The sequence below is a fragment of the Streptomyces flavofungini genome (assembly GCF_014650815.1).
In the GTDB taxonomy this organism is placed as follows: domain Bacteria; phylum Actinomycetota; class Actinomycetes; order Streptomycetales; family Streptomycetaceae; genus Streptomyces; species Streptomyces flavofungini.
Genome location: NZ_BMVR01000006.1, coordinates 185,748 through 209,763 on the forward strand (window position 1 = coordinate 185,748; position 24,016 = coordinate 209,763).

Genomic DNA, 24,016 nt, shown 5'->3' on the forward strand with positions numbered 1-24,016 from the left:
CAGCGCGCCGCCCCGGCGAGGGGCGACGCGCTGACGTGGCCGTGGACGATGCCGCGGACGACGGCCGGACGGACGCTCGGGGTCAGGCCTTGCGGGTCCTCGTCGCCGTCTTCTTGGCGGGGGTCTTCTTGGCCGCCGCCTTCTTCGTGGCCCCCGACTTGGTGACCGTCGACTTCGTGACGGCGGTCTTCGTGGGTGCCGACTTCGAGGCCACCGTCTTCTTGGCGGCGGTCTTCTTCGTGCTCCTGCGGGCCGGGGGCACCGCCGCGTCGCTGATGCGGTCGGCGGCGATGATGTCCCGCAGGAACTTGCCGGTGTGGCTGGCCGGGACTCCGGCGACCTGCTCGGGGGTGCCCTCGGCGATGACGAGGCCGCCGCCGCTGCCGCCCTCCGGACCCATGTCGACGACCCAGTCCGCGGTCTTGATCACGTCGAGGTTGTGCTCGATGACGATCACCGTGTTGCCCTTGTCGACCAGGCCGGACAGGACCGTGATCAGCTTGCTGATGTCTTCGAAGTGCAGACCGGTGGTCGGCTCGTCGAGGACGTAGACCGTGCGGCCCGTGGAGCGCTTCTGCAGTTCGCTGGCCAGCTTCACGCGCTGGGCCTCGCCGCCGGAGAGCGTGGGCGCGGACTGGCCGAGCCGGACGTACCCGAGGCCCACGTCGTGCAGGGTCTTCAGGTGCCGGGCGATGGCGGGCACCGCCTCGAAGAAGCCGAGCGCCTCCTCGATGGGCATGTCGAGGACCTCGGCGATGGACTTGCCCTTGTAGTGCACGTCCAGGGTCTCGCGGTTGTACCGCGCGCCGTGGCAGACCTCGCAGGGGACGTACACATCCGGGAGGAAGTTCATCTCGATCTTGATGGTGCCGTCGCCGGAGCAGTTCTCGCAGCGGCCGCCCTTGACGTTGAAGGAGAAGCGCCCGGGGAGATAGCCCCTGACCTTCGCCTCCGTGGTCTCCGCGAAGAGCTTGCGGACGTGGTCGAAGACTCCGGTGTACGTCGCCGGGTTCGACCGCGGGGTGCGGCCGATGGGCGACTGGTCGACGTGCACGACCTTGTCGACGAGATCGTCGCCCTCCACGCGCGTGTGGCGGCCGGGGACGGACCTGGCGCCGTTCAGCTCGCGGGCCAGGTGGGTGTAGAGGATGTCGTTGACCAGCGTGGACTTGCCGGATCCGGAGACACCGGTGACCGCCGTGAGGACGCCGAGCGGGAAGGAGACGTCGATGTCCTGCAGGTTGTTCTCGCGGGCGCCGTGCACCGTGAGCCGCCGGGTGGGGTCGGCGGGGCGGCGGAGGTCGGGGACCGGGATGGCCTTCTTGCCCGAGAGGTACTGCCCGGTGACCGACTTGTCGTTGCCGAGCAGCTCCTTCAGGGAGCCGCTGTGCACGACCTTGCCGCCGTGCTCGCCCGCGCCCGGACCGATGTCGACGACCCAGTCGGCGACCTTGATGGTGTCCTCGTCGTGCTCGACGACGATCAGGGTGTTGCCCATGTCGCGGAGCCGGACCAGCGTCTCGATGAGGCGGTGGTTGTCCCGCTGGTGCAGGCCGATGGACGGCTCGTCCAGGACATACAGCACGCCGACCAGGCCGGAGCCGATCTGCGTGGCCAGGCGGATGCGCTGGGCCTCACCGCCGGAGAGGGTGCCCGCGGCGCGGTTGAGCGAGAGATAGTCCAGGCCGACGTCGACCAGGAAGCGCAGTCGTTCGTTGACCTCCTTCAGGACCCGCTCGGCGATCTTCTTGTCACGGGCGTCGAGCTTCAGCTCGGCGAGGAAGTCCGCGCAGTCGCTGATCGACATCGCGGAGACCTCGGCGATGGACCTGTCCATGACCGTGACGGCGAGGACGATCGGCTTGAGGCGGGTGCCCGCACAGGTGGGGCAGGGCACCTCGCGCATATAGCCCTCGAAGCGCTCGCGGCTGGCGTCGCTCTCGGCCTCGCTGTGCCGCCGCTTGACGAAGGGGACGGCGCCTTCGAAGGCGGTGGTGTAGACCCGCTCCCTGCCGTACCGATTGCGGTAGCGCACTTCGATCTGGGTCTTGTGGCCGTGCAGCAGGGCCTTCTTGGCGCGCTGGGGCAGGCCCGCCCAGGGCATGTCGGTGGCGAAGCCGAGCGCGTCGGCGAGCGCGCCGACCAGGCGGCCGAAGTAGTCCTTGGTGTGGCCGTGGGACCAGGGGTGGATGGCGCCCTCGTCGAGCGACTTGTCCTCGTCCGGGACGATCAGCTCGGGGTCGACCTCCATGCGGGTGCCGATGCCGGTGCAGTCCGGGCAGGCGCCGAAGGGCGAGTTGAAGGAGAAGGAGCGGGGCTCCAGCTCCTCGAACGACAGGTCGTCGTACGGGCAGTAGAGGTGCTCCGAGTACATCCGCTCGCGCTCGGGGTCGTCCTCGGCGAGGTCGACGAAGTCGAGCACGACCATGCCGCCGGAGAGGCCGAGGGCGGTCTCCACGGAGTCCGTGAGGCGGCGCTTGGCGCTGTCCTTCACGGTGAGGCGGTCGACGACCACCTCGATGGTGTGCTTCTCCTGCTTCTTCAGCGTGGGCGGCTCGGAGAGCTGGATGGTCGCGCCGTCCACCCGGGCGCGGCTGTAGCCCTTGGTCTGGAGGTCGGCGAAGAGGTCGACGAACTCGCCCTTGCGCTCGCGCACCAGCGGCGAGAGGACCTGGAAGCGGCTCCCCTCGGGCAGTTCGAGGACCTTGTCGACGATGGCCTGCGGGGACTGCCGGGAGATCGGGCGCCGGCACTCGGGGCAGTGCGGCTTGCCGATGCGCGCGAACAGCAGCCGCAGGTAGTCGTAGACCTCGGTGATGGTGCCGACCGTGGAGCGCGGGTTGCGCGAGGTCGACTTCTGGTCGATGGAGACTGCCGGGGACAGCCCCTCGATGAAGTCGACGTCCGGCTTGTCCATCTGGCCGAGGAACTGGCGGGCGTACGACGAAAGCGACTCGACGTAGCGCCGCTGGCCCTCGGCGAAGATCGTGTCGAACGCGAGCGAGGACTTGCCGGACCCGGACAGACCGGTGAAGACGATGAGGGAGTCACGCGGGAGGTCGAGCGAGACGTTCTTGAGATTGTGCTCGCGCGCGCCACGGACGATGAGACGGTCGGCCACGCCGGTCCGCACCTTTCTTGAGAGAAGTGACAGGGGCGGGGCCCCCGTCATTTCACAGACTAGGGCGACCCACTGACAACGCCGGGCCGGATTCTCTGGTTCGCGACCCGGAGGTCGATGAAACCCGGACTACCTAGGATGCCCGATGCCGCAACCGACCTTATAGCACGGACATTCGATTTGCGGGCCTTGCCCACCGCCTTCACCCGAACGTGTGGCGGAGCTATCGTCAGGTCCATGAATGATCATGTGCGCGACCTGGCGTCTGTACGTGACGCGACCGATCGGCTGCTCGCCGCAGCCGCCGCATTGAACAACGTTTCGACGGCCGAGCCGTCACGGCTTCCCGGCTGGACGCGCGGACACGTCCTCGCCCACGTCGCCCGCAACGCCGACGCCCTGGTGAACGTTCTGGCCGGGCGGCCCATGTACGTGAGCGGGGACGCGCGGGACGCCGACATCGAGCGGGACGCGCCGCGACCGCTGGACGTGCAGCTCGCCGACCTGCGCGCGTCGGCTGCCCGCTTCCAGGAGGAGGGCGCCGCTCCCGCGGACTGGTCCCGCACCGTGGAGCTGCGCAACGGCGTCAAGGACTCCGCCGCCAACGTGCCCTTCCGGCGCTGGATCGAGGTGGAGCTGCACCACGTGGACCTCGGCGTCGGCTACGAGCTGGAGGACCTCTCCGCGGAGTTCACCCAGCGGGAGATCGACTTCCTCGCCCACCGCTTCCGGAACCACCCCGCCCTGCCCGCGCTCGCCATCCGGCAGGACGACGGCCGCGTGCTCGCCACGGGCGCCGTCGATGACGTCACCCTGGAGCAGGGACGGGAGGGCTACGAGCGCACGGTCGACGTGACCGTCAGCGGCCGCCAGGCGGACCTCCTCGGCTGGCTCGCCGGGCGCCGCGACGGGGCCGCGCTGACCGCCGACGGCGGCTCCCTGCCCGCCCTGCCCCCGCTATAGGCTGAGCCGCATGACGTACAGCGGAGTGGTGAAGGTCGGCGGGCCCGCGGACGTGCACGAGCTGCAGGACCTGATGATCTCGAAGGTCGCGGTCGGCCCGATGGACAACAACGCCTATCTGCTGCGCTGCCGGGCCACCGGCGAGCAGCTCCTGATCGACGCGGCGAACGACACCCAGACGGTGCTGCAGCTCATCGGTGCCGACGGCATCTCGGCCGTCGTCACCACCCACCAGCACGGCGACCACTGGCAGGCGCTCGCGGAGGTCGTCGCGGCGACCGGCGCGCGCACGTACGCGGGCCGCGAGGACGCCGAGGGCATCCCGACGCCGACGGACGTGCTCGTCGACGACGGCGACACCATCACGTTCGGCCGGATCACGCTCACCGCCCGGCACCTGGTGGGCCACACCCCGGGCTCGATCGCCCTCGTCTACGACGACCCGCACGGCCCCCCGCACGTCTTCACCGGCGACTGCCTGTTCCCCGGGGGCGTCGGCAACACCTGGAAGGACCCGGAGAAGTTCGCGAGCCTCATCGACGACGTCGAGACGAAGCTCTTCGGGACGCTGCCGGACGAGACGTGGGTCTACCCGGGCCACGGCAAGGACACCACGCTGGGCGCGGAGCGGCCGCATGTCGCGGAGTGGCGCGCACGAGGCTGGTGACCCCGCTGGTGGGGCAGGCCTAGCCCTGCCCCACCAGCGCCGCCACCCGCTCCACCCCGAACACGTACCCCTGCACCCCGCACCCCGCGATGACGCCGTCCGCGCGCTGCGAGACGTACGAGTGGTGCCGGAACGGCTCGCGCTGGTGGATGTTGGAGATGTGAACCTCCACCACCGGCATGCCGTCGCAGGTGTTGAGCGCGTCGAGGATCGCGATCGACGTGTGGGAGTACGCGGCCGGGTTGATGACGATGCCCACGTGGTGCTCGCGTGCCTCGTGGATCCAGTCGACCAGCTCGCCCTCGTGGTTGGACTGCCGCAGGTCGACCGTCCCGCCGTGCGCCGCGGCCGCCTTGGCGCACATCGCCTCGACGTCGGCGAGGGTGTCGGTGCCGTAGATCTCCGGCTGGCGACGGCCCAGGAGGTTCAGGTTGGGGCCGTTCAGGATCAGGACCGGGGCGGTGGCGAGAGTGTGGGGCACAGGGACCTCCATGCGTCGGACTGCTGCTCAGGGACGGTCTATCACGCTGCGGGCGCGGTGAGCCGAGCCGTACGCCGCCGGGCACCATGCCGCCCGCGGGTGGGGCGCGTCACCGGGTGTTCCGGCGCGCCCTCGGCCTCCCGCGCGCCCCCGTAACCGCCTGTCACACCGGGTAGTTGACGCACCGTGCACAACAGTGACTCTCCGTCAGAATCCCCACCCGCAGCCCAGCCCACGGCCCCTTCGCTGCCCCGGCTCGCCGCCGCGTCGCTCGCCGGGACGGCCATCGAGTTCTACGACTTCTTCATCTACGGCACCGCGGCGGCCCTCGTGCTCGGGCCGCTGTTCTTTCCGACGTTCTCCCCGCTGGCGGGAACTCTCGCGGCGTTCGCGACATTCGGAGTGGGCTTCGTGGCCCGGCCGCTCGGCTCCGTGCTCTTCGGGCACCTCGGTGACCGGCGCGGCCGGCGGCCCGTCCTGGTGATCTCGCTGCTCCTGACGGGACTTGCCACCGTCGCCGTGGGCTGCGTGCCGACGTACGACACGATCGGCGTGGCCGCGCCGCTGCTTCTCCTGGTGCTGCGGTTCGTGCAGGGCGTGGGGCTCGGCGGCGAGTGGGGCGGGGCGGTGCTGCTGACCGCCGAGCACGCGCCGCCCGAGCGGCGGGCGTTGTGGGCGAGCTTCCCGCAGGTCGGGCCCGCGATCGGGTTCCTGCTGGCCAACGGCGTGACGCTGGCGCTGTCCGCGACGCTCACGGAGGCGCAGTTCGCGTCCTGGGGATGGCGGATTCCGTTCTGGGGAGCGGGGGTGCTCGCGCTGGCCGGGATCGCGCTGCGGGCCTCGCTCGCGGAGAGCCCGGACTTCCTCCAGGTGCGCGAGCACGCGCGCGTACCGCTCGTCGAGGTGGCGCGCGGCCACTGGCGCCTCGTGCTGCTCACGGCGGGCGCGCTCGCCGTCGGGTACGCGGTGTTCTACGCCGTCACGACGTGGTCGCTCTCGTACGGCGTGGAGCGCCTCGGCGTGAGCCGTACGGTCATGCTGGCGTGCATCATGGCCGCCGTCGTCGTCAAGGGCGCGCTGACGCCCCTGGCGGCCATGCTGGGCGACCGGTACGGGCGGCGGCCGATGTGCCTCGCCGGGTGTGCGGGGGTCGCCCTGTGGATGTTCCCGATGGTCGCCCTCCTGGCCACGGGTGAGCCGTTCCTGATGTTCCTGGGCTTCCTGGTGGCGCTGCTCGCGTTCGTCACGATGTTCTCCGTGGTCGCCGCGTATCTGCCGGAGCTGTACGAGCCGCGGGTGCGCTGCACGGGGGCGGCCGTCGGCTACAACCTGGCCGGTGTCCTCGGCGGCGCGCTCACGCCGATGGTGGCGACCGCGGTGGCGCGGGGCGAGGGCACTCCTTGGGGTGTGGCCGCGTATCTGACGGCGATGGCGGTGCTGAGCCTCGGGTGCTTCGCGCTGCTGCCGGAGACGCGGCCGGTGCGGAAGGAGGCGGTGGTGCCGGTGACGGGGTGAGGCGGACGCGGTGTCCGTGTACGACAGCCGGTACGCCCGCACGGACGACCGCTGGGACGTGGTGTCCGGCCGCATCGCGGGGCGCCCGGCCGGACACCACGTCTCACGGATTGACCGCGAGCTCCAGATACGCCGCGAACAACACCAGGTGCACGCCGCCCTGCAGGGGCGTGGCACGGCCGGGCACGACCGTGAGGGTGCCGACGAGGACCGTCAGGACGAGCAGCACCATGTGGGTCGAGCTGAGGCCGAGCACGAGCGGCCCGGACAGCCATACGGAGGCGATGGCGACGGCAGGGATGGTCAGGCCGATGCTGGCCATCGCCGAGCCGAGGGCCAGGTTCAGGCTGGTCTGGACGCGGTCGCGGCGGGCCGCGCGCACGGCCGCGATGGTCTCCGGGAGCAGCACGAGCAGCGCGATGATCACGCCGACGACGGCGTGCGGCAGACCGGCCGACTCGACGCCCGACTCGATGGTGGGCGACACGCCCTTGGCGAGCCCGACGACGCCGATGAGGGCGAGCGCGAGCAGGCCGAGGCTGATCAGGGCGGTGCGGGCGGAGGGGCCTTCGGCGTGGTCGTCGGCGTCGACGACCTCGCCCTCCTTGGTGACCGGCAGGAAGTAGTCGCGGTGCCGGACGGTCTGCGTCGCGACGAACAGGCCGTACAGGACGATCGACGACAGGGCGGCGAAGGTGAGCTGCGCCGTGGAGAACTCGGGTCCCGGCTTGGAGGTCGTAAAGGTCGGCAGGACCAGGCTGAGCGTGGCCAGGGTGGCGACGGTCGCGAGCGCGGCGCCGGTGCCCTCGGAGTTGAAGACGGCGACGCGGTGGCGCAGGGCGCCGGTCAGCAGGCAGAGGCCGAGTATGCCGTTGCAGGTGATCATCACGGCGGCGAAGACCGTGTCGCGGGCCAGGGTGGAGCTCTTGTCGCCGCCGTCGGCCATGAGGGTGACGATGAGGGCGACCTCGATGATGGTGACCGCGACGGCCAGGACGAGCGAGCCGAAGGGTTCGCCGACGCGGTGCGCGATGACCTCGGCGTGGTGGACCGCGGCGAGCACTGCTCCGGCCAGTACCGCCGTCACCAGGGCGACGACCACGCCCGACAGGTCGCGCCCCCAGGTGAGGGCGAGGAGAACGATTCCGAGCACGGGCACGGCGGCGGTCCACCGTGCGGCGAGTGCCCGGAGCTCAGGGATCATGTTTTCGATGCTGCCCCGCTCACGGGAGGGCCGCGACTTCATAGGTTCCTTTCCATGCAGAAGCGGTGCACGGTCGACGACCGTGCACCGCTCCGGGGTGGTTCTCACACAGCCGGCACTCGCCGGTCCGTGCCGGTTCTCACCGGCGGCACCTTCGAGCCGACTCTACGTAGAGGGCCATCAGCCTGCCGTCACGCCTCGATGCTGTCCTTCTGGGCGTCGTCCTTGCCGGACTGGTCACCGCTGCCGGACTCGGCGGCGTCGCGCTCCGCCTGCTTCTTGGAGGCCATCAGGCTGGTGATCGTCGTGATGACCAGGACACCGCAGATGACGCCGAGCGAGACCGGGATGGAGATCTCGGGGACGTGTACGCCGTTCTCGTGCAGGGCGTGCAGGACGAGCTTCACGCCGATGAAGCCGAGGATCACCGACAGGCCGTAGCTGAGGTGGACCAGCTTCCTGAGCAGTCCGCCGATGAGGAAGTACAGCTGGCGCAGGCCCATCAGGGCGAAGGCGTTGGCGGTGAAGACGATGTACGGGTCCTGGGTGAGGCCGAAGATCGCGGGGATGGAGTCCATCGCGAACAGGACGTCGGTGGTGCCGATGGCGAGCATGACGACCATGAGCGGCGTCATGATCTTCTTGCCGTTCTTCCGGACGAACAGCTTCGTGCCCTCGTACCGGTCGGAGACGCCGAACTTCTTCTCGATGGACTTCAGGAGGCGGTTCTCCTCCCAGTCCTCTTCCTCCTCGTCGGCGCGCGCCTCCTGGATGAGCTTCCAGGCGGTGTAGATCAGGAAGGCGCCGAAGATGTAGAAGACCCAGGAGAAGTTGGCGATCACCGCGGCGCCGGCGGCGATGAAGATCGCGCGCAGGACCAGGGCGATCAGCACACCGAACAGCAGCACGCGCTGCTGGAGGTGGGAGGGCACCGAGAACTTCGCCATGATCAGGATGAAGACGAAGAGGTTGTCCACGGAGAGGGACTTCTCCGTGATGAAGCCCGCGAAGAACTCACCGGACGCCTGGGACTCCCCGGCGACCAGCAGGCCGAGCCCGAAGAGCGCGGCGAGAACGATCCAGACGATCGTCCAGATTCCGGCTTCCTTGATCGACACGTCATGGGGCTTGCGCCCGATGAAGAAGTCGACCGCGATCAGGGCACACAGACCGAGAACGGTCGTCACCCACAGGGTCATTGAAACGTCCACTGCGCCTCCGGCGTCGTACGGCTACTGATCAGCGTCGTCGCTGCCGGAGGTCTCTTCCACCCGAGGCGGTTGCCGCCATGAGTCGGGCCGACGCCCCGGGACCGATGGCGGTCCGTATTGACGGGCACGTCGCGTACGGGAGTACTCCCCTCCGCACTGAGAAGAGTACGCGAAGAACCAAGGTTAGGTAAAGAGAGCGGCAAGTGAGAGCCAAATCACCAGACCAGGACGGTGCACGCGGGTTTGGCAGTCACTAGGTCGACTTGGCGGTACCGGGGAGGCGGGAGCGGCATATGTCGACTTGGTGATGCGGAGCGCGCCGCCGTTCAGCGGCTTCCGGTGCGGCGGGCCGCGCCCACGCGGTCCAGGACGTGGCCGATGACCTGGCTGCCGGGCGGGGCCAGCGACGGCTCGAACGTCCACGCATGGCCCACCCACGGGTCAGCGAGGTGGTCCTCCGGCACCGGCGTGAGGCGCAGCAGGGCCCGCCACAGCGGGTCGAGCAGCGGGCCGTACTCCGCGGCGTCCTCGCGGTCGGCGACCATCATCAGGTGTACGCCGACGGCGGGGCCCTCGTCCGCGAGGTAGCGCAGCCGGGTCACGGCGCGGTCGTCGAAGCCGTGCGGGAAGTCGTTGACGATGAGCAGGTGCTCGCCGGTGTCCAGGTCGTCCGGCAGCGCGTCGGCCATGCCGCCCCGGACCGCCATCTGTACGAGGTCCACGCGCTGGGTGAGCCGGGTGAGCACGGCACCGGCGGCCGCGGCACCGGTCGCGGGCGGCTCGTCCAGGACCCCGGCACCGACCAGCGGGGCGAAGGCGCTCTGGCCGCTGCCCGCGGCATCGATGACGTGCACGGTGAACGCGCCGGGCGGGTACGAGGCGAGCAGCCGCGCGGCGTGCGCGACGGCGCTGTCCAGGGCGAGGCGGCGCAGCTGGTCGGCGTCCGCGAGGGAGTCCCTGCCGGAGCGGCCGCTGTCGATCCACAGGCCGCGCTCCAGGGGCAGCCGGACGAGCATGGGGATGCGCAGGTCGGGGCGCTCGGGGAGGCTGAGGCCGCCCAGGCGCAGGGCCATGGGGATCTCCATGGGCGCGCGATAGCCCTGCCAGATGGGGCTCGACCAGTCGGCGAACGCCGGGGGCAGGGCCGGTTCGACGACCTCCGCCTCGGCGGCGAGCTGGGCCAGGTCCCGGTCGAGGGCGGCTCGCGCCTGGTCGACGAGGTCGCCGTGGCGGGCGCGGGCGGCCTCGCGCGCGGCGTCGCCGACGCCGCCGATGCGGCTGCGCGGGTCGGAGAGGACCTTGTCCAGCTCCTGCTCCATGCGGGAGTCGGCGAAGTCCACCGCGCTGCGGCACGCCGCGGCGGAGCGGGCCAGGTCCTCGAACATGCCCCACACCTGGTTGTACAGCCGCTCCTCCATGGACCAGCCGGTGGCGTCGCCCGCGACGGGGCGGGCGGGCTGTCCGGGGGCGGCGGGCTGCGCGGTGGGCGGAGGCGGCGGGGGCGCGCTGGTCTGGCGGCGCGGGTGGGTGTAGTTGACGGTGCCGCCGTCGGCGGGCTGCGCGGCCGGGGTGCCGTCGGCGGGCGTGGGGGCGACGGGCTGCGGGGGCTGGCCGCCCTCGCCGGGGCCCTGGGCCGGGGTGACGGGCTGGGGGGCGTCGGGGCCCGGCTCGGGCGGTGTCGGCTGGCGGCCGGGGCTCGTGTGGCCCTGGGCGGCGGCGCGCACGCGGGCCTCGTCCGCGGGGCGGGGCGGGGGCGCGGCCACCGAGCGGGCGAGGCCGTGCGCCACCGCGTCGTTGATGGTGGTCGCCAGCTCCTGGGCCTCGGGCAGGCCCTGGTCGGCGAGCATGTCGGCGAGGCCGCCCGCGTAGCCCTGGCCGACGGCACGGACCTTCCAGCCGTCCTGCTTGCGATACAGCTCCAGGGCGACGACGGCGGACTCGGCGGCCAGGTCCGTGATCGTGTAGCTGGCGATCTCGGTGCCGTCGAGTCCGGTGACGGCCACGAAGGGCGCGGCGACGGCGCCGAAGGTGACCGGGCCCGCGACGCCGACGGGCAGCGCGAGCAGCACGTTGACCTGGTGCGCGCCGTCCGGCAGCGCGCCCAGGTCGACGGCCAGGCGGTGGTCGGCGGCCGCCTGCCGGGACACTTCCAGGCCGGGCAGGGTGGGGGCGCCTGGGTGGGCGACCCAGGAAGTGCCGCGCACCTTGCGGTGGTCGTCGCAGAGCGTGGCACCGGCGACGATCGGCTTTCCGGCCGACACCCGGATCTCGAGTCGGGTGCCGGGAACCGGATGGTTCTGCCCCCTGACCAGCTCGGCGGTCATCGCGTACGTTCCCCCTTGGTGTCGGCCCCCTCACCGGGCCTGCGTGCGGACTGCCGTCTGGACGGTGCTGCTCGGTCGGGCGGTGCTGCTCCGTGGCGCGGTGCCGCGCAGCGGGTGCGGTGCTGATCAGCGGTTGGACTGCTCAGCGGTTTGACTGCTCAGCGATCGGTACGGCTCAGCGGTTGGTGCTGCTCAGAGGTGCGGCAGGATCGCCGGCATCAGGTCCTGGAAGGTGCGGCCGTTGGCGGGGTTGCCGAGGGCCGTCATCTGCCAGCCGGAACCCGCGCGGTGGACCTTGGCCATGATCTGGGCGGTGTACTGGCCGCCGCCGTCGAGGGTGTAGCGGGCCAGTTCCTGGCCGTTGGTCTCATCGACCAGGCGGCAGAACGCGTTCTGCACTTCCTGGAAGGTCTGGCCGGTGAAGGAGTTCACCGTGAACACGATCTGGTCGATGTGGACCGGGACGCGCTGCAGGTCGACGAGGATGGCCTCGTCGTCGCCGCCCTGGCCGACACCGCCGACCAGGTTGTCGCCGGTGTGCCGCACGGAGCCGTCGTCGCTGACGAGGTGCCGGAAGAACACCACGTCCACGGGCTGCTTGTCGGCGAACAGGACGGCGGACGCGTCGAGGTCGATCTCCCGCGTGCGCGTGCCGAACAGGCCGCGCCGCGGGGCCGCCTGCCAGCCCAGTCCCATGCGCACCGACGTCAGAGCGCCCCCGTCGTCCTTCTGCAGGCTGATGGCCTGGCCCTTGGTCATGTTGACCGTCACGCGCTGTCCCCTTCTCGAACTGCCCTGGGCAACCGCCCGTTGCGGCGGTTGCCCATCACCCTATGCAGCCCTGTCCATCGCGCCGCACCCTGCCGGGCACTTTGTGTCGGTCTTGCAACACAGCGCTACGCCTGGCCGGCCTCCTTCATCTGCCGCAGTTCCTTCTTCATCTCCGACACCTCGTCGCGCAGCCGGGCGGCGATCTCGAACTGCAGGTCCGCGGCTGCGGCGCGCATCCGCGCGGTCATCTCCTCGATCTGCTCGGCGAGTTCGGCGGCGGGCCGGTCCGTGGGCACGCTCTGCCCGGCCTTGCCCTTGGCGGCCTTCCCCGCCGCACCCTTGGCCGCTGCCGTGCCGAGCGAGGGCACGGGGGCCTTGGCGCCCTTGCCGTCCTTCGACTTGCGGTAGTCGGTGCCGAGGAGTTGCTCGGTGTCGACCTCTTCGCGCGCGATGGCCGACACGATGTCGTTGATCTTCTTGCGGAGGGGCTGCGGGTCGATGCCCCGCTCCTTGTTGTACGCGATCTGCTTCTCCCGGCGGCGGTTGGTCTCCTCGATGGCCTTCTCCATCGCCGGGGTGATCTTGTCGGCGTACATGTGGACCTGGCCGGAGACGTTGCGCGCCGCGCGGCCGATGGTCTGGATCAGGGAGGTGCCGGAGCGCAGGAAGCCTTCCTTGTCGGCGTCGAGGATCGCGACCAGGGAGACCTCGGGCAGGTCCAGGCCCTCCCGGAGGAGGTTGATGCCGACCAGGACGTCGTACTCACCGGCGCGCAGCTCGCGCAGGAGCTCGACGCGGCGCAGGGTGTCGACGTCGCTGTGCAGATAGCGGACCTGGATGCCCAGTTCGAGGAAGTAGTCCGTGAGGTCCTCGGCCATCTTCTTGGTGAGCGTGGTGACCAGGACGCGCTCGTCCTTCTCGGTGCGCTTGCGGATCTCGTGCACCAGGTCGTCGATCTGGCCCTCGGTGGGCTTGACGACGACTTCGGGGTCGATGAGGCCGGTGGGGCGGATGATCTGCTCCACGGCGCCGTCGGAGCGGGAGAGTTCGTACGCCCCCGGGGTCGCCGACAGATAGACGGTCTGGCCGATGCGCTGCTGGAACTCCTCCCACTTCAGCGGGCGGTTGTCGAGCGCGGACGGCAGCCGGAAGCCGTGGTCGACGAGGGTGCGCTTGCGGGAGGCGTCGCCCTCGTACATCGCGCCGATCTGCGGGACCGTGACGTGCGACTCGTCCAGGACGAGCAGGAAGTCGTCCGGGAAGTAGTCGAGCAGGGTGTGCGGCGGGGTGCCGGGGCCGCGGTCGTCGAAGTGCATGGAGTAGTTCTCGATGCCGGAGCAGGAGCCGATCTGGCGGAGCATCTCCAGGTCGTACGTCGTGCGCATGCGCAGCCGCTGGGCCTCCAGCATCTTGCCCTGCTTCTCCAGCTCCGCGAGGCGCTCGGCGAGCTCCTTCTCGATGCCGTTGATCGCCTTCTCCATGCGCTCGGGGCCCGCTACGTAGTGGGACGCCGGGAAGACGTACAGGTGGTCGTCGTCGCTGATGACCTCGCCGGTCAGCGGGTGCAGCGTGGAGAGCGCCTCGATCTCGTCGCCGAACATCTCGATGCGCACGGCCAGTTCCTCGTACACCGGGAAGATCTCGATGGTGTCGCCGCGGACCCGGAAGGTGCCGCGGGTGAAGGCGAGGTCGTTGCGGGTGTACTGGATGTCGACGAAGCGGCGCAGCAGCTGGTCACGGTCGATCTCGTCGCCGACCTTGAGCGGGACCATGCGGTCCACGTACTCCTGCGGGGTGCCGAGGCCGTAGATGCAGGAGACGGAGGCGACCACGATGACGTCGCGGCGGGTGAGCAGCGAGTTCGTCGCGGAGTGGCGAAGGCGCTCGACCTCCTCGTTGATCGAGGAGTCCTTCTCGATGTACGTGTCCGACTGGGGGACGTACGCCTCGGGCTGGTAGTAGTCGTAGTACGAGACGAAGTACTCGACGGCGTTGTTCGGCAGCAGCTCGCGGAACTCGTTGGCCAGCTGGGCGGCCAGGGTCTTGTTCGGCGCCATCACGAGGGTGGGGCGCTGGAGCTTCTCGATCATCCACGCGGTGGTGGCCGACTTGCCGGTGCCGGTGGCGCCGAGCAGGACGACGTCCTTCTCGCCCGCGCGGATGCGCTTCTCCAGGTCGGCGATGGCCGTCGGCTGGTCGCCACTGGGCTGGTACGGGCTGACGACCTCGAAAGGTGCCACCGTGCGTTCGATCTTCGATACGGGCCGCATGGAACCCACCGTACGACCACCCACTGACAACGCCCCCGCGCTCACCACCGCTGCGGTGTCCGCGCCCCCGTTCTGCGGCGGGTCCGGCGGCCGGGGCGCGCCACGGACCGGCGGCTGACGTGCGCGATCTGGCGGTCGCCGGAGCGGGGCACGGGGTAGGTGGCGGTGCGCGGGCGGGCCGCCGCGGCCTTCAGGTCGGCCTTGCCCATCATCATCAGCGGGTCGAACATCACGATCACGCCCGCGAGCAGCAGGAAGGCGAGCGGGCCGATCATGAGGGGGGCGAGGAGCTCGGGGGACGAGTCGCCGGGCGGGGCGGTGGACGTACCGTGCAGGTGGACGGTGACGGCGGCCATGCCGGTGTAGTGCATCCCGCTGACGGCGAGGCCCATGACGAGGCTGGCGCCGAGGCTCCACAGGAAGCCCCTGATCTGGCCCGCGGCCCACAGGGCGGCGATGGCGGCGACGACGGCGATCACTACGGAGGCGGCGACGGTCAGCGTGTTGTACTGCAGCCTGCCGCCGAGGCGCATGCCGGCCATCCCCAGGTAGTGCATCGAGGCGATGCCGAGGCCGGTGATGGTGCCTCCGGTGAAGAGCGCCGCTCCGCTGGCACCGCGGTAGCCGACGATGAAGATCCCGACGCCGACCATGACGATGGCGACGGCGAGGCTCGCGAAGGTCGTCGTCCGGTCGTAGTGGATCGGGGTGCCCTGGACGCTGAAGCCCATCATCGCGATGAAGTGCATGGTCCAGATGCCCGAGCCGATGGCGGCCGAGCCGAGGGCGAGCCAGCCGGGCCGCCAGGAGTGCGCGACCAGGAGTGACCGGGTGGTGCAGCGCAGGCCGAGCGCGCCGCCCAGACAGGCCATCAGATAGGCGACCACCGGTGTGACGAGTCCGTAGCTGAAGCCGTCGACCGTGCCCTCCATGAGCGGTAGCCCTTCCGCCTGTCGTACCTGGATGTCCCGGAACGCCCCGTCTGCCCCTGCCCGACGGCCGGGTGACGGGCCGTCGACTGAGGTGAGAGTAGGGCTCAGCCGTGAACGCACGGCCGATTTTCCGGCAAAGAAGCACGGGTTCCACGCTTGGGGTCCCCACTTGGGGGGCCGGTGTTCAACGTGTGGCCATCCTGTACCTGTCCGTAGTTGGCCGTGCACTGTCATTCTCAATCGAACCGTGAGCTCATGACGCGAGGAGAACCCGTGCACGCACGCGCCGCAGCCGCCACGACCGCCGCTCTCCTGGGAACAGGAGCACTCGTCCTCCCCTCCACCGCCGGCGCCCAGGCCCCCGCCGACACCGCCGTCGCCGCACCCGCCGCCCACAAGAACCCGACGGTCGTGGCCCACCGAGGAGCCTCCGCGTACGCCCCCGAGAACACGCTCGCCGCCATCGACAAGGCCGCGCACATGGGCTTCCGCTGGGTCGAGAACGACGTCCAGCGGACCAAGGACGGCGTGCTCGTCATCGTCCACGACGACACCCTGAAGCGGACGACGAACGTGGAGAAGGTCTTCCCGGGCCGTGCCCCGTGGAAGGTGAAGGACTTCACCGCGGCGGAGATCGCCAAGCTGGACGCGGGCAGCTGGTTCGGGCCGAGGTACAAGGGCGCGCGCGTGCCGACGCTCACGCAGTACATGAAGCGCGTCTCGCGCAACCACCAGAGCCTGATCCTGGAGATCAAGAAGCCGGAGCTGTACCCCGGCATCGAGCGGGACACCCTGCGGGTGCTGCGCAAGACCGGCTGGCTGGACCGCCACCACGTCAAGAACAAGCTGGTCGTCCAGAGCTTCAGCGCGGACAGCGTCAAGAAGGTGCACGCCCAGCGGCCCGACATCAAGACCGGCTTCCTGGGCACGCCGTCGACCGCCCAGCTCCCGGCGTACGCGAAGTTCGCGGACCAGATCAACTCGACGCACACGTCGATCTCCGCCGGCTACGTCTCCGCGATCCACCGACTCAAGGGTCCGCACGGCAAGCGCCTGGAGATCTTCACCTGGACCGTGGACGAGACCGCCGCCGCGCGCCGGGCCGAGGGCTTCGGAGTGAACGGCATCATCAGCAACAAGCCGGACGTCGTGCGCAGGGCGATCAGCGACTGACGGTTCCCGCTTGCCGAACGCCGCGGGGCGGCTCGCCCCGCGGCGTTGTCAGTGCCCGGACGTACCGTGGTTTCCATGAACGCCACGGGGCACAACGAGCACATCCGGGACGAGCGTCGGGAGCAGGACGCGCGGCCCGGCGCCGTATGGGCCGTCATCGCCAGCGACATCGGCCCGCTACTGCTGGCCGCGACCGACGCGGGCCTGGTCACGGTCGTCTTCCACGCCACGGACGCCGTGCGCGACAAGGCCCTGGAGCGCCTTGGCTCCCGCCTGGGCACCGAGCCGGTCGAGGATCCCGCGGCGCCGCTCCTTGCCGAGCCCATACGCCAGTTCCGGGCGTACTTCGCCGGGGAGCGGCGCGACTTCGAGCTGCCGCTGGACTGGTCGCTGATCTCCGGCTTCAACCGCCAGGTGCTGCGCGAGCTGGCGGCGGGCGTGCCGTTCGGGACCGTCGTGGGCTACGGCGACCTGGCCCGCCGCGTCGGCCAGCCCGGCGCGGCCCAGGCCGTCGGCATGGCGATGGGCGCCAACCCGCTGCCGGTCGTGGTGCCCTGCCACCGGGTGGTGGAGAGCGACGGCGGCATCGGCGGGTTCGGCGGCGGCCTGGAGACCAAGCGGCAGTTGCTGGCGCTGGAGGGGGTTCTTCCGGAGCCGCTGTTCTGAGGGGGTGCTGCGGGAGCCGCCGCTTTGCGGGGGTGCTTCGAGAGCCGTCGCTTTAAGGGGTGCCGCGGGAGCCGCTTAGCGGGGGGTGGGCCTGGTGCACGGGCCTGCGGCGCCGTTCGGGGGCCTGCGCGCCGGAACACTCTCGTGCACTGCATGTACATGAACACCACCGGTGCTGACACACTTCCGACGTGGTCATATCTCCCTCGTCCTCGCCCTCGCCGTCTCTCGCAGCTGCCCCCGCCCGCTGTCCCCGTAGCCCGCGATGTCCCCGATGAGCACGACCGGGGACGCGGCCGTCGCACCCGTCGACGTCGAGGAGCTGCCCGCGCTGCGGCGGCGGATCACGGCGGTGCTCGTCGCGAGCCAGATCCTCGGCGGGCTGGGCGTGGCCACCGGGATCGCGCTGGCCGCCGTGCTGGCGAAGGAGGTCAGCGGCAGGGAGTCGCTGTCCGGCCTCGCGCCCACCGCGACCGTCGCCGGGACGGCGCTCCTCTCGGTGCCGCTGGCGGCGCTCATGACCGCGCGGGGCCGCCGCCCCGGTCTCGTACTGGCGTATCTGATCGGCGCGTTGGGTGCGGGCGTGGTCGTCGTGGCCGCGGCCGTCGGGAGCTTCCCGCTGCTCCTGGTGGGCATGGCCGGGTTCGGCGCGGCGTCGTCGGCGAACCTGCAGGCGCGGTTCGCGGCGGCCGACCTGGCCGAGCCGGGGGCCAGGGCGCGTGCCATCTCCAACGTCGTGTGGGCCACGACGATCGGCGCGGTCCTCGGGCCCAACATCGCGGCGCCCGCGGGCCGCAGCGTCTCGGGCATCGGCATCCCGAAGGAGGCGGGGCCCTTCGTGTGGGCGGCCGGGATCTTCCTGATCTCGGCGGTCGTGGTGGCGCTGCTGCTGCGGCCCGATCCGCTGCTCACCGCCCGCGCGCTCGAACCCGTCGGCGAGCAGACCGCGGCGGGCCGGTCGCTGCGGGCCGGGTTCGCCGCCGTGGCCGCCTCGCGGCAGGCGCGGCTCGCCTTGGTGACGGTAGCCATCGCTCACACCGCCATGGTGTCGATCATGTCGATGACCCCGGTCGACCTCGGTCACCACGGGGCGAGCATCGATCTGATCGGCCTGGTCATCAGCGGGCACATCGCGGGCATGTACGCGTTCTCACCGGTGATGGGGCGGCTCGCGGACCGGATCGGGCGGCTCGCCGTCATCGCCCTGTCGGTGGGACTGCTCGCCTTCGCGGCGCTGCTCGCGGGGACGGCCGGGAGCAGCCACGGGCAGACGGCGGCGGGCCTGTTCGTGCTCGGCCTCGGCTGGTCGGCGGGGCTCGTGGCGGGTTCCGCGCTGCTCACCGACTCCGTGCCGCAGGCCGCGCGCGCCGCCGCCCAAGGCCTCTCCGACCTGACCATGAACACGGCGGCCGGGGTCGGCGGCGCGGTGGCGGGCCTGGTGGTCGCCCGGGCGAGCTACGGCTGGCTCAACCTGATCGCGGCCCTCCTGCTGCTGCCGCTCGCGGCGTTCGCCCTGTTCACGCGCGGCCCGGGGCGTACGGACGCCGGGGCCGCCGCCGCACAGAAGGCCGACCCCGCCGCCCTGGCGGAGGACTGACCGGCGGGCGGTCAGCCGCCGAGGGTGATGTGGTACGCCTTGCGCAGCGTCTCGTGCACGGTCCACGTCGTACGGTCGCCCTCGCGCAGCACCGCGGCGTCGCCCGGGCCGACCTCCAGGACGTCGCCGCCCTCCACCTCGATGGTGGCGCGGCCGCTGACGACCACGAACAGCTCGTTGGCCTCGGTGTCGGTCACGACGCCCGGGGTGATCTGCCAGATGCCGCGGAGCTGCTTGCCGTCGGCGGACTCCCACAGGACCTTGCCGGTGACGACGGGCTCTCCGGAGACGATCTGCTGCGGGTCCAGCGGCTCCTCCACCAGCTCGGCGTCCGGGATGTGCACGGCAAAAGAGGGCGCGTTCTGATCTTTCGTGGTCATGGCCGGTCACCCTAATGGTTTGCCGCGGGGCGCCGACCGCCAGGGATGAAGGCAGACCCGACTGGCAGGAGGCAGACCGTGTTGGTGGTGTCCGACGAGGTACAGGCGGCTCTCGCACGGCGGCGTCCGGTCGTGGCCCTGGAGTCCACGATCATCGCGCACGGGCTGCCGCGCCCCCGCAACCTGCGCGTCGCCCTCGAACTGGAGGAGGCCGTACGCGCCGAGGGCGCCGTGCCCGCGACGATCGCCGTCCTGGACGGGCGCCCCCACGTCGGCCTGGGCAAGGACCAGTTGGAGCGGGTCGCCGGGGAGGACGGCATCCGCAAGCTGGGCCACCGGGACCTGCCGCTCGCCGTCGCGGCGGGGGCGAGCGGGGCGACCACGGTGTCCGCGACGGCCCTGCTCGCCGCCCGCGCGGGACTGCGCGTCTTCGCCACCGGCGGGCTCGGCGGGGTGCACCGGGAGTGGACCCTCACCCAGGACGAGTCGGCCGACCTGGGGCTGCTGGCACGGACCAGGATCACGGTCGTGTGCGCGGGCGTGAAGTCGATCCTGGACGTGGCCGCGACGCTCCAGCGCCTGGAGACCCTGGGCGTGGCGGTGGCGGGCTACGACACGTCCCGCTTCCCCGGCTTCTACCTCTCCGACTCCGGGCACGACGTGGATTGGACGCTGCGGACACCGGACGAGGTCGCCGCGGTGATGCGCGCCCAGGACGCGCTGGCCGGACCGGAGTCGGCGCTCGTCGTGGCCAACCCGGTGCCGGAAGCCGAACAACTCGAACCCGCCCTCCACGCGCGCGTGCTCGACGAGGCACTGCGGGAGTGCGCCGCGCGCGGTGTGCGGGGCCAGGCGGTGACCCCGTTCCTCCTCGACCATCTGATGCGGCACACCGAAGGGGCCTCCCTGGAGGCCAACCTCGCGGCGGTGCGCGGGAACGTACGGCTCGCGGCGCGGATCGCGGCGGCGTGGGCGCGGCAGTGACGGCTTCCTCCGGAGCGGACCAGCCTCCGCCACCCTCCTCGAACGGCACCGGCGCCCTGCTGGTCGTGGGTGACGTCGTCACCGACATCGTCGCCCGGCACCGTACGCCCCTCGCGCCCGGCACCGACACGGTCGCGGCGATCCGTACCGTGCCGGGTGGCGCGGGCGCCAACGTCGCCTGCTGGGCGGCCCACTGGGGATGCCGCGACGTGCGCTTCCTCGGGCGGGCGGGGGCCGACGCGGCGGCCTGGCACGAGGAGGCGCTGCGCGCCGCCGCGGTACGTCCCCACATCGCCGTCGACCCCGACGCGCCCACGGGCACGGTGATCAGCCTGGTCGACGCGGCCGGGGCGGCGGCCGAGCGGACCTTCCTCACGGACAGCGGCGCGGCCCTGCGCCTGTCCCCCGCCGACTGGACGCCGTCGCTGCTCGACGGTGTGACCTGGCTCCACCTGTCCGGCTACCTGTTCTTCGCCGAGCCCAGCCGCGCGACGGCGCGGGCCGCACTGGCATCGGCACGCGCGCGTGGGGTGACGGTGAGCGTGGACCCGGCGTCGGCGGGGTTCCTCGTCCGGCACGGGGTGGACCGCTTCCTGGCCGACGGGGCCGGGGTGGACGTGCTGCTGCCGAGCCGCGACGAGGCGGAGCTGCTGACGGGGCAGTCCGGGGCGGCCGGGGTGACGGGGATCGCCGACGCGGCCGCCGAGCTGAGCCGCCGGTTTCCCGAGGTGGTGGTCAAGCTGGGCGGGGAGGGCGCCCTTGCCGCGCGGGACGGGCGGGTGCGGGTCCGCGTGCCGGCGGTGCGGGCCGACGCGCGGGACTCCACGGGCGCGGGCGACGCGTTCACGGGGGCGTTCATCGCGTCGCGGCTGGCGGGGGCGGGGCTGCGGGAGGCCGTGAGCGAGGGGTGCAGGGCGGGGGCGCGGGCGGTGTCCCGAGTGGGGGCCCGGCCGGAGCGGGCCCCGCTTTCCGGAGGACTTGAGGGGGGTCGGGCTCCCCGGGGGACGTGAGGGGGTCGGGCTCCCCGGGGGATGCGAGGAGGTCGGGCTCCCCAGGGGATGCGAGGAGGTCGGGCTCCCCAGGGGATGCGAGGCGCCCGGGCCTCCGTAGGCCATGCGGCGCCCGGGCTCCCGGGGCACTCCCGCTCCCCCGGGCCAAGGGCACGTGGCGCCCGGGTCAGGGCCTGCGCAGCGCTCAGGGCTTGCGGGCCCACGCCGACACCAGCGGGGCCGTGGCCGGGACGACGACGCGTTCCGCGACCTGGGCGAGGTGCCGCTCGATGTCGTCGTGCGAGGCGAGGCCCGCGGCGACCAGGTCGGCGCGGACCTGCTCGATGGTGGCGGACTCCAGGGCCGCGCAGGCCGGGGAGACGAGCGGGAAGTACGCGTCGGCCTCCACCTGGCGCAGCCCCGCCGCCCGCAGCAGCCGCGGCAGCACCCGCCCGAAGGCGAGGTCGGCGCCGCGGTCGGCGAGCAGGGCGCGCACGCCGTCGCGCAGCCGGTTCGCCGCCTCCTGTTCGGGGCCGTGCTCGTCGGGGCAGGCCAGCGGTTGCAGGGCGGGGTCGGCCTCCTCGATCAGCAGGCGGCCGCCGGGGCGCAGCGCCTTGATCATGGAGTGCAGGGCCCGCTCGCGGTCCGGTACGTGGGTGAGGACGAGGCGGGCGTGCACGAGGTCGAACGCCTCGGCGGGCGGCGCGTCGGCGGCCACGTCGTGGGTGCGCACCTGTACGGGCGGGCGCGCGGCCGAGAGGAGCGGCGCCGTGTCCGTGGCGGTGGCGAGCACGCGGCCGGTGGGGCCGACCCGCTTGGCGAGCCAGGACACGACAGACGTGCCGCCGGCGCCGACCTCCCAGCAGCGCCAGCCGGGGCCGATGCCGAGGCGTTCGATGTGCCGGAACGTGGTGGGGTCGAAGAGGGCGGCGAAGGCGGTGGAGCGGGTCGCCGACTCGTCAGGTCTGCCGTCGAGGAGATATCCATCGATTCGCGTCATATGGCGATCATTACAGTTCCGGAGCGGAGTATTCCGTTCCCACAGGCCCCGTCGTGGTGTCGGACCGGACTGGCAGACTTGCCCATCAAGTCCAGCACGAGGAGCTGCACATGTCGATGTCGGGCAACCTGCGGAAGGTCGGAAGCCTCCGCAAGGTCGGGAATCTGCGGAGCGTCCGCGGCCTGCGCAAGGTCGCGGGACTGACCCGGCGCGGCCCACGCGTCGACCTGAGCCACCCTGCCCGCTCCCCGCTGGGCTCGTCGGTGGTGAAGTGCGTGACCTATCGCAAGGGGGTGCGCCAGACACCGGTCCGCGACGGCGATCTCGTCGAGGCCGTGGGGCACGTCCGCAAGCACGACGACGGCTTCGTGTGGCTGGGGCTGCACGAGCCGACGGAGCGGGAGTTCGCGGGCATCGCCGAGCTGTTCGACCTGCACCCGCTGGCGGTCGAGGACGCGGTGCACGCCCATCAGCGGCCGAAGGTCGAGCGCTATGGCCAGACGCTGTTCGCCGTGTTCAAAACGGTCTGCTACGTGGAGCACGCCGAGCTGACCGCGACCAGCGAGGTGGTGGACACCGGCGAGATCATGGTCTTCGTCGGCAAGGAGTTCGTGATCACCGTGCGGCACGGCAGGCACGGTTCGCTCGGCCCGCTGCGCGAGGCGCTGGAGGGGACGCCCGACCAGCTGGCGCAGGGCCCGGCGGCGGTGCTGCACGCCATCGCGGACCAGGTCGTGGACGACTATGTGATGGCGGCGGATTCGGTGCAGGCCGACATCGACCAGGTCGAGGCGGAGGTGTTCGCGCCCGAGGGCGCCCGCGGGGCCGACCCGGGCCGGATCTATCAGCTCAAGCGCGAGCTCCTGGAGCTGAAGCGGGCGGTGGTGCCGCTCGGCCGCCCGCTCCAGATCCTCGCCGCCAAGCCGATGCGCCTGATCCCGCCGGAGATACAGGCGTACTTCCGCGACGTGGACGACCACCTCAAGCGGGTCACCGAACAAATAGCGGCCTTCGACGAACTGCTGAACTCGATCCTCCAGGCACACCTCGCCCAGGTGACGGTCGCGCAGAACGAGGACATGCGGAAGATCACCGCCTGGGCCGCCATCGTCGCCGTGCCCACGATGGTCTGCGGGGTCTATGGCATGAACTTCGACCACATGCCCGAGCTGCACTGGCGGTACGGCTACGGCCTTGTGGTGGGGGTGATAGCGACGGCGTGTGTCCTGCTGTACCGCGGCTTCCGGCGCAGCGGCTGGCTGTGACACCGTCCGCGCGGGGTCGGGTACGGGGTGGGCGCGGGGCGGGTCAGGACTTGGCGTAGACGCTCTCGGCCCAGGCGGCGAGCTGGTCCTCGCTGAGGTGCGTGGCGAGGTCGGCCTCGCTGATCATGCCCACGAGGCGCTTGTTCTCGATCACGGGCAGCCTGCGGATCTGGTGGCCCTGCATCTCGTGCAGCACCGCGTCGACGTCGGCGTCCGAGGCGATCCAGCGCGGGGTGCCCCTGGCCATGTCGCCCGCGGTGACCTTCGCCGGGTCGTGCCCCATGGCCACGCAGCCGACGACGATGTCGCGGTCGGTGAGGATGCCGCACAGCCGGTCGTTCTCGTCGCTGATGGGCAGGGCGCCGACGTCGAGTTGGCGCATGAGCTGGGCCGCGCGGTCCAGGGTCTCGTGCATGGGGATCCACTGGGCACCCCGGTGCATGATGTCTCCGGCGGTGGTCATGGGTACCTCCCGGTGCCGGACGGCCGGCGCGGCGCGGGGG

20 protein-coding genes are annotated in these 24,016 nt (G+C 71.6%); 9 read left to right on the forward strand and 11 right to left on the reverse strand.

Annotation, left to right across the window (positions count from 1 at the left end; genetic code table 11):
• Nucleotides 1-82 precede the first annotated feature (82 nt).
• Nucleotides 83-3,121, reverse strand: coding sequence for an excinuclease ABC subunit UvrA (gene uvrA / locus IE274_RS17315; RefSeq protein WP_190116678.1), 3,039 nt, complete (start codon nt 3,119-3,121; stop codon nt 83-85).
• Between the two features lie 237 nt (nt 3,122-3,358).
• Here uvrA and IE274_RS17320 point away from each other — a divergent pair, with 237 nt between their 5' ends.
• Together IE274_RS17320 and IE274_RS17325 are read left to right on the forward strand one after the other, a co-directional pair.
• Nucleotides 3,359-4,084 carry a maleylpyruvate isomerase family mycothiol-dependent enzyme gene (locus IE274_RS17320; RefSeq protein ID WP_190116679.1) on the forward strand — a complete coding sequence of 242 codons (726 nt, stop codon included), beginning with the start codon at nt 3,359-3,361 and terminating at the stop codon, nt 4,082-4,084.
• A 10-nt stretch (nt 4,085-4,094) separates the two neighbouring features.
• Nucleotides 4,095-4,751 (forward strand): MBL fold metallo-hydrolase, encoded by a 657-nt coding sequence (locus tag IE274_RS17325; protein WP_190116680.1) that lies wholly within the window; start codon nt 4,095-4,097, stop codon nt 4,749-4,751.
• 19 nt (nt 4,752-4,770) lie between these two features.
• Here the strand turns inward: IE274_RS17325 and aroQ are convergent, their stop codons facing one another.
• The gene (gene aroQ / locus IE274_RS17330) at nt 4,771-5,232 is read right to left on the reverse strand and encodes a type II 3-dehydroquinate dehydratase (RefSeq protein WP_190116681.1); all 462 of its coding nucleotides are present in this window, start codon (nt 5,230-5,232) and stop codon (nt 4,771-4,773) included.
• Between the two features lie 246 nt (nt 5,233-5,478).
• Here aroQ and IE274_RS17335 point away from each other — a divergent pair, with 246 nt between their 5' ends.
• Entirely contained in the window at nt 5,479-6,747 is a 1,269-nt protein-coding gene (locus tag IE274_RS17335) for an MFS transporter (RefSeq protein ID WP_190117041.1), read from the forward strand.
• Between the two features lie 103 nt (nt 6,748-6,850).
• Here IE274_RS17335 and IE274_RS17340 read toward each other — a convergent pair whose 3' ends face one another.
• The 6 genes from IE274_RS17340 to IE274_RS17365 form a co-directional block, all read right to left on the reverse strand.
• Nucleotides 6,851-7,951, reverse strand: a complete 1,101-nt coding sequence (locus IE274_RS17340) for a calcium:cation antiporter (protein WP_190116682.1) — start codon at nt 7,949-7,951, stop codon at nt 6,851-6,853.
• A gap of 191 nt (nt 7,952-8,142) precedes the next feature.
• A complete protein-coding gene (locus IE274_RS17345; RefSeq protein WP_190116683.1) occupies nt 8,143-9,162 on the reverse strand; it encodes a TerC family protein in 1,020 nt (339 codons plus the stop codon).
• Nucleotides 9,163-9,488: 326 nt separating this feature from the next.
• Nucleotides 9,489-11,486, reverse strand: coding sequence for a TerD family protein (locus IE274_RS17350; RefSeq protein WP_190116684.1), 1,998 nt, complete (start codon nt 11,484-11,486; stop codon nt 9,489-9,491).
• Between the two features lie 192 nt (nt 11,487-11,678).
• Complete coding sequence (locus tag IE274_RS17355; RefSeq protein WP_190116685.1) at nt 11,679-12,257, reverse strand: TerD family protein; 579 nt, start codon at nt 12,255-12,257, stop codon at nt 11,679-11,681.
• A gap of 125 nt (nt 12,258-12,382) precedes the next feature.
• The gene (gene uvrB / locus IE274_RS17360) at nt 12,383-14,527 is read right to left on the reverse strand and encodes an excinuclease ABC subunit UvrB (RefSeq protein WP_190116686.1); all 2,145 of its coding nucleotides are present in this window, start codon (nt 14,525-14,527) and stop codon (nt 12,383-12,385) included.
• 41 nt (nt 14,528-14,568) lie between these two features.
• Entirely contained in the window at nt 14,569-15,459 is an 891-nt protein-coding gene (locus IE274_RS17365) for an MHYT domain-containing protein (RefSeq protein ID WP_190116687.1), read from the reverse strand.
• Nucleotides 15,460-15,732: 273 nt separating this feature from the next.
• On the opposite strand from IE274_RS17365, the gene IE274_RS17370 reads away from it, so the two are divergent.
• From IE274_RS17370 to IE274_RS17380, 3 genes are all read left to right on the forward strand, one after another.
• On the forward strand, nt 15,733-16,632 hold the full coding sequence (locus tag IE274_RS17370; RefSeq protein WP_190116688.1) for a glycerophosphodiester phosphodiesterase: 900 nt from the start codon (nt 15,733-15,735) through the stop codon (nt 16,630-16,632).
• 75 nt (nt 16,633-16,707) lie between these two features.
• Nucleotides 16,708-17,298, forward strand: a complete 591-nt coding sequence (locus tag IE274_RS17375) for a methylated-DNA--[protein]-cysteine S-methyltransferase (protein ID WP_229909611.1) — start codon at nt 16,708-16,710, stop codon at nt 17,296-17,298.
• A 274-nt stretch (nt 17,299-17,572) separates the two neighbouring features.
• The gene (locus tag IE274_RS17380; RefSeq protein ID WP_229909612.1) at nt 17,573-18,895 is read left to right on the forward strand and encodes an MFS transporter; all 1,323 of its coding nucleotides are present in this window, start codon (nt 17,573-17,575) and stop codon (nt 18,893-18,895) included.
• Between the two features lie 11 nt (nt 18,896-18,906).
• On the opposite strand, the gene IE274_RS17385 is transcribed toward IE274_RS17380, so the two are convergent.
• Nucleotides 18,907-19,275, reverse strand: coding sequence for a cupin domain-containing protein (locus IE274_RS17385; RefSeq protein ID WP_190116689.1), 369 nt, complete (start codon nt 19,273-19,275; stop codon nt 18,907-18,909).
• 78 nt (nt 19,276-19,353) lie between these two features.
• On the opposite strand from IE274_RS17385, the gene IE274_RS17390 reads away from it, so the two are divergent.
• Together IE274_RS17390 and IE274_RS17395 are read left to right on the forward strand one after the other, a co-directional pair.
• The gene (locus IE274_RS17390) at nt 19,354-20,259 is read left to right on the forward strand and encodes a pseudouridine-5'-phosphate glycosidase (RefSeq protein ID WP_190116690.1); all 906 of its coding nucleotides are present in this window, start codon (nt 19,354-19,356) and stop codon (nt 20,257-20,259) included.
• Nucleotides 20,256-21,269: a carbohydrate kinase family protein gene (locus IE274_RS17395; protein WP_190116691.1), complete on the forward strand. Its 1,014-nt coding sequence runs from the start codon at nt 20,256-20,258 to the stop codon at nt 21,267-21,269. The genes IE274_RS17390 and IE274_RS17395 overlap by 4 nt, the downstream gene beginning before the upstream one ends.
• A gap of 184 nt (nt 21,270-21,453) precedes the next feature.
• Here IE274_RS17395 and IE274_RS17400 read toward each other — a convergent pair whose 3' ends face one another.
• Nucleotides 21,454-22,248 carry a methyltransferase domain-containing protein gene (locus IE274_RS17400; RefSeq protein ID WP_190116692.1) on the reverse strand — a complete coding sequence of 265 codons (795 nt, stop codon included), beginning with the start codon at nt 22,246-22,248 and terminating at the stop codon, nt 21,454-21,456.
• Between the two features lie 110 nt (nt 22,249-22,358).
• Here IE274_RS17400 and IE274_RS17405 point away from each other — a divergent pair, with 110 nt between their 5' ends.
• On the forward strand, nt 22,359-23,513 hold the full coding sequence (locus IE274_RS17405; RefSeq protein WP_190116693.1) for a magnesium and cobalt transport protein CorA: 1,155 nt from the start codon (nt 22,359-22,361) through the stop codon (nt 23,511-23,513).
• A gap of 43 nt (nt 23,514-23,556) precedes the next feature.
• On the opposite strand, the gene IE274_RS17410 is transcribed toward IE274_RS17405, so the two are convergent.
• Nucleotides 23,557-23,976 carry a CBS domain-containing protein gene (locus tag IE274_RS17410; protein ID WP_190116694.1) on the reverse strand — a complete coding sequence of 140 codons (420 nt, stop codon included), beginning with the start codon at nt 23,974-23,976 and terminating at the stop codon, nt 23,557-23,559.
• Nucleotides 23,977-24,016 lie beyond the last annotated feature (40 nt).

Coding starts and splice junctions, on each gene's coding strand:
- IE274_RS17400 (WP_190116692.1), bottom strand. CDS start 22,248: ATGACGCGAATCGATGGATATCTCCTCGACGGCAGACCTGACGAGTCG.
- IE274_RS17325 (WP_190116680.1), top strand. CDS start 4,095: ATGACGTACAGCGGAGTGGTGAAGGTCGGCGGGCCCGCGGACGTGCAC.
- IE274_RS17350 (WP_190116684.1), bottom strand. CDS start 11,486: ATGACCGCCGAGCTGGTCAGGGGGCAGAACCATCCGGTTCCCGGCACC.
- IE274_RS17405 (WP_190116693.1), top strand. CDS start 22,359: ATGTCGATGTCGGGCAACCTGCGGAAGGTCGGAAGCCTCCGCAAGGTC.
- IE274_RS17380 (WP_229909612.1), top strand. CDS start 17,573: ATGAGCACGACCGGGGACGCGGCCGTCGCACCCGTCGACGTCGAGGAG.
- IE274_RS17340 (WP_190116682.1), bottom strand. CDS start 7,951: ATGATCCCTGAGCTCCGGGCACTCGCCGCACGGTGGACCGCCGCCGTG.
- IE274_RS17410 (WP_190116694.1), bottom strand. CDS start 23,976: ATGACCACCGCCGGAGACATCATGCACCGGGGTGCCCAGTGGATCCCC.
- IE274_RS17385 (WP_190116689.1), bottom strand. CDS start 19,275: ATGACCACGAAAGATCAGAACGCGCCCTCTTTTGCCGTGCACATCCCG.
- IE274_RS17375 (WP_229909611.1), top strand. CDS start 16,708: ATGAACGCCACGGGGCACAACGAGCACATCCGGGACGAGCGTCGGGAG.
- IE274_RS17320 (WP_190116679.1), top strand. CDS start 3,359: ATGAATGATCATGTGCGCGACCTGGCGTCTGTACGTGACGCGACCGAT.
- IE274_RS17365 (WP_190116687.1), bottom strand. CDS start 15,459: ATGGAGGGCACGGTCGACGGCTTCAGCTACGGACTCGTCACACCGGTG.
- uvrB (WP_190116686.1), bottom strand. CDS start 14,527: ATGCGGCCCGTATCGAAGATCGAACGCACGGTGGCACCTTTCGAGGTC.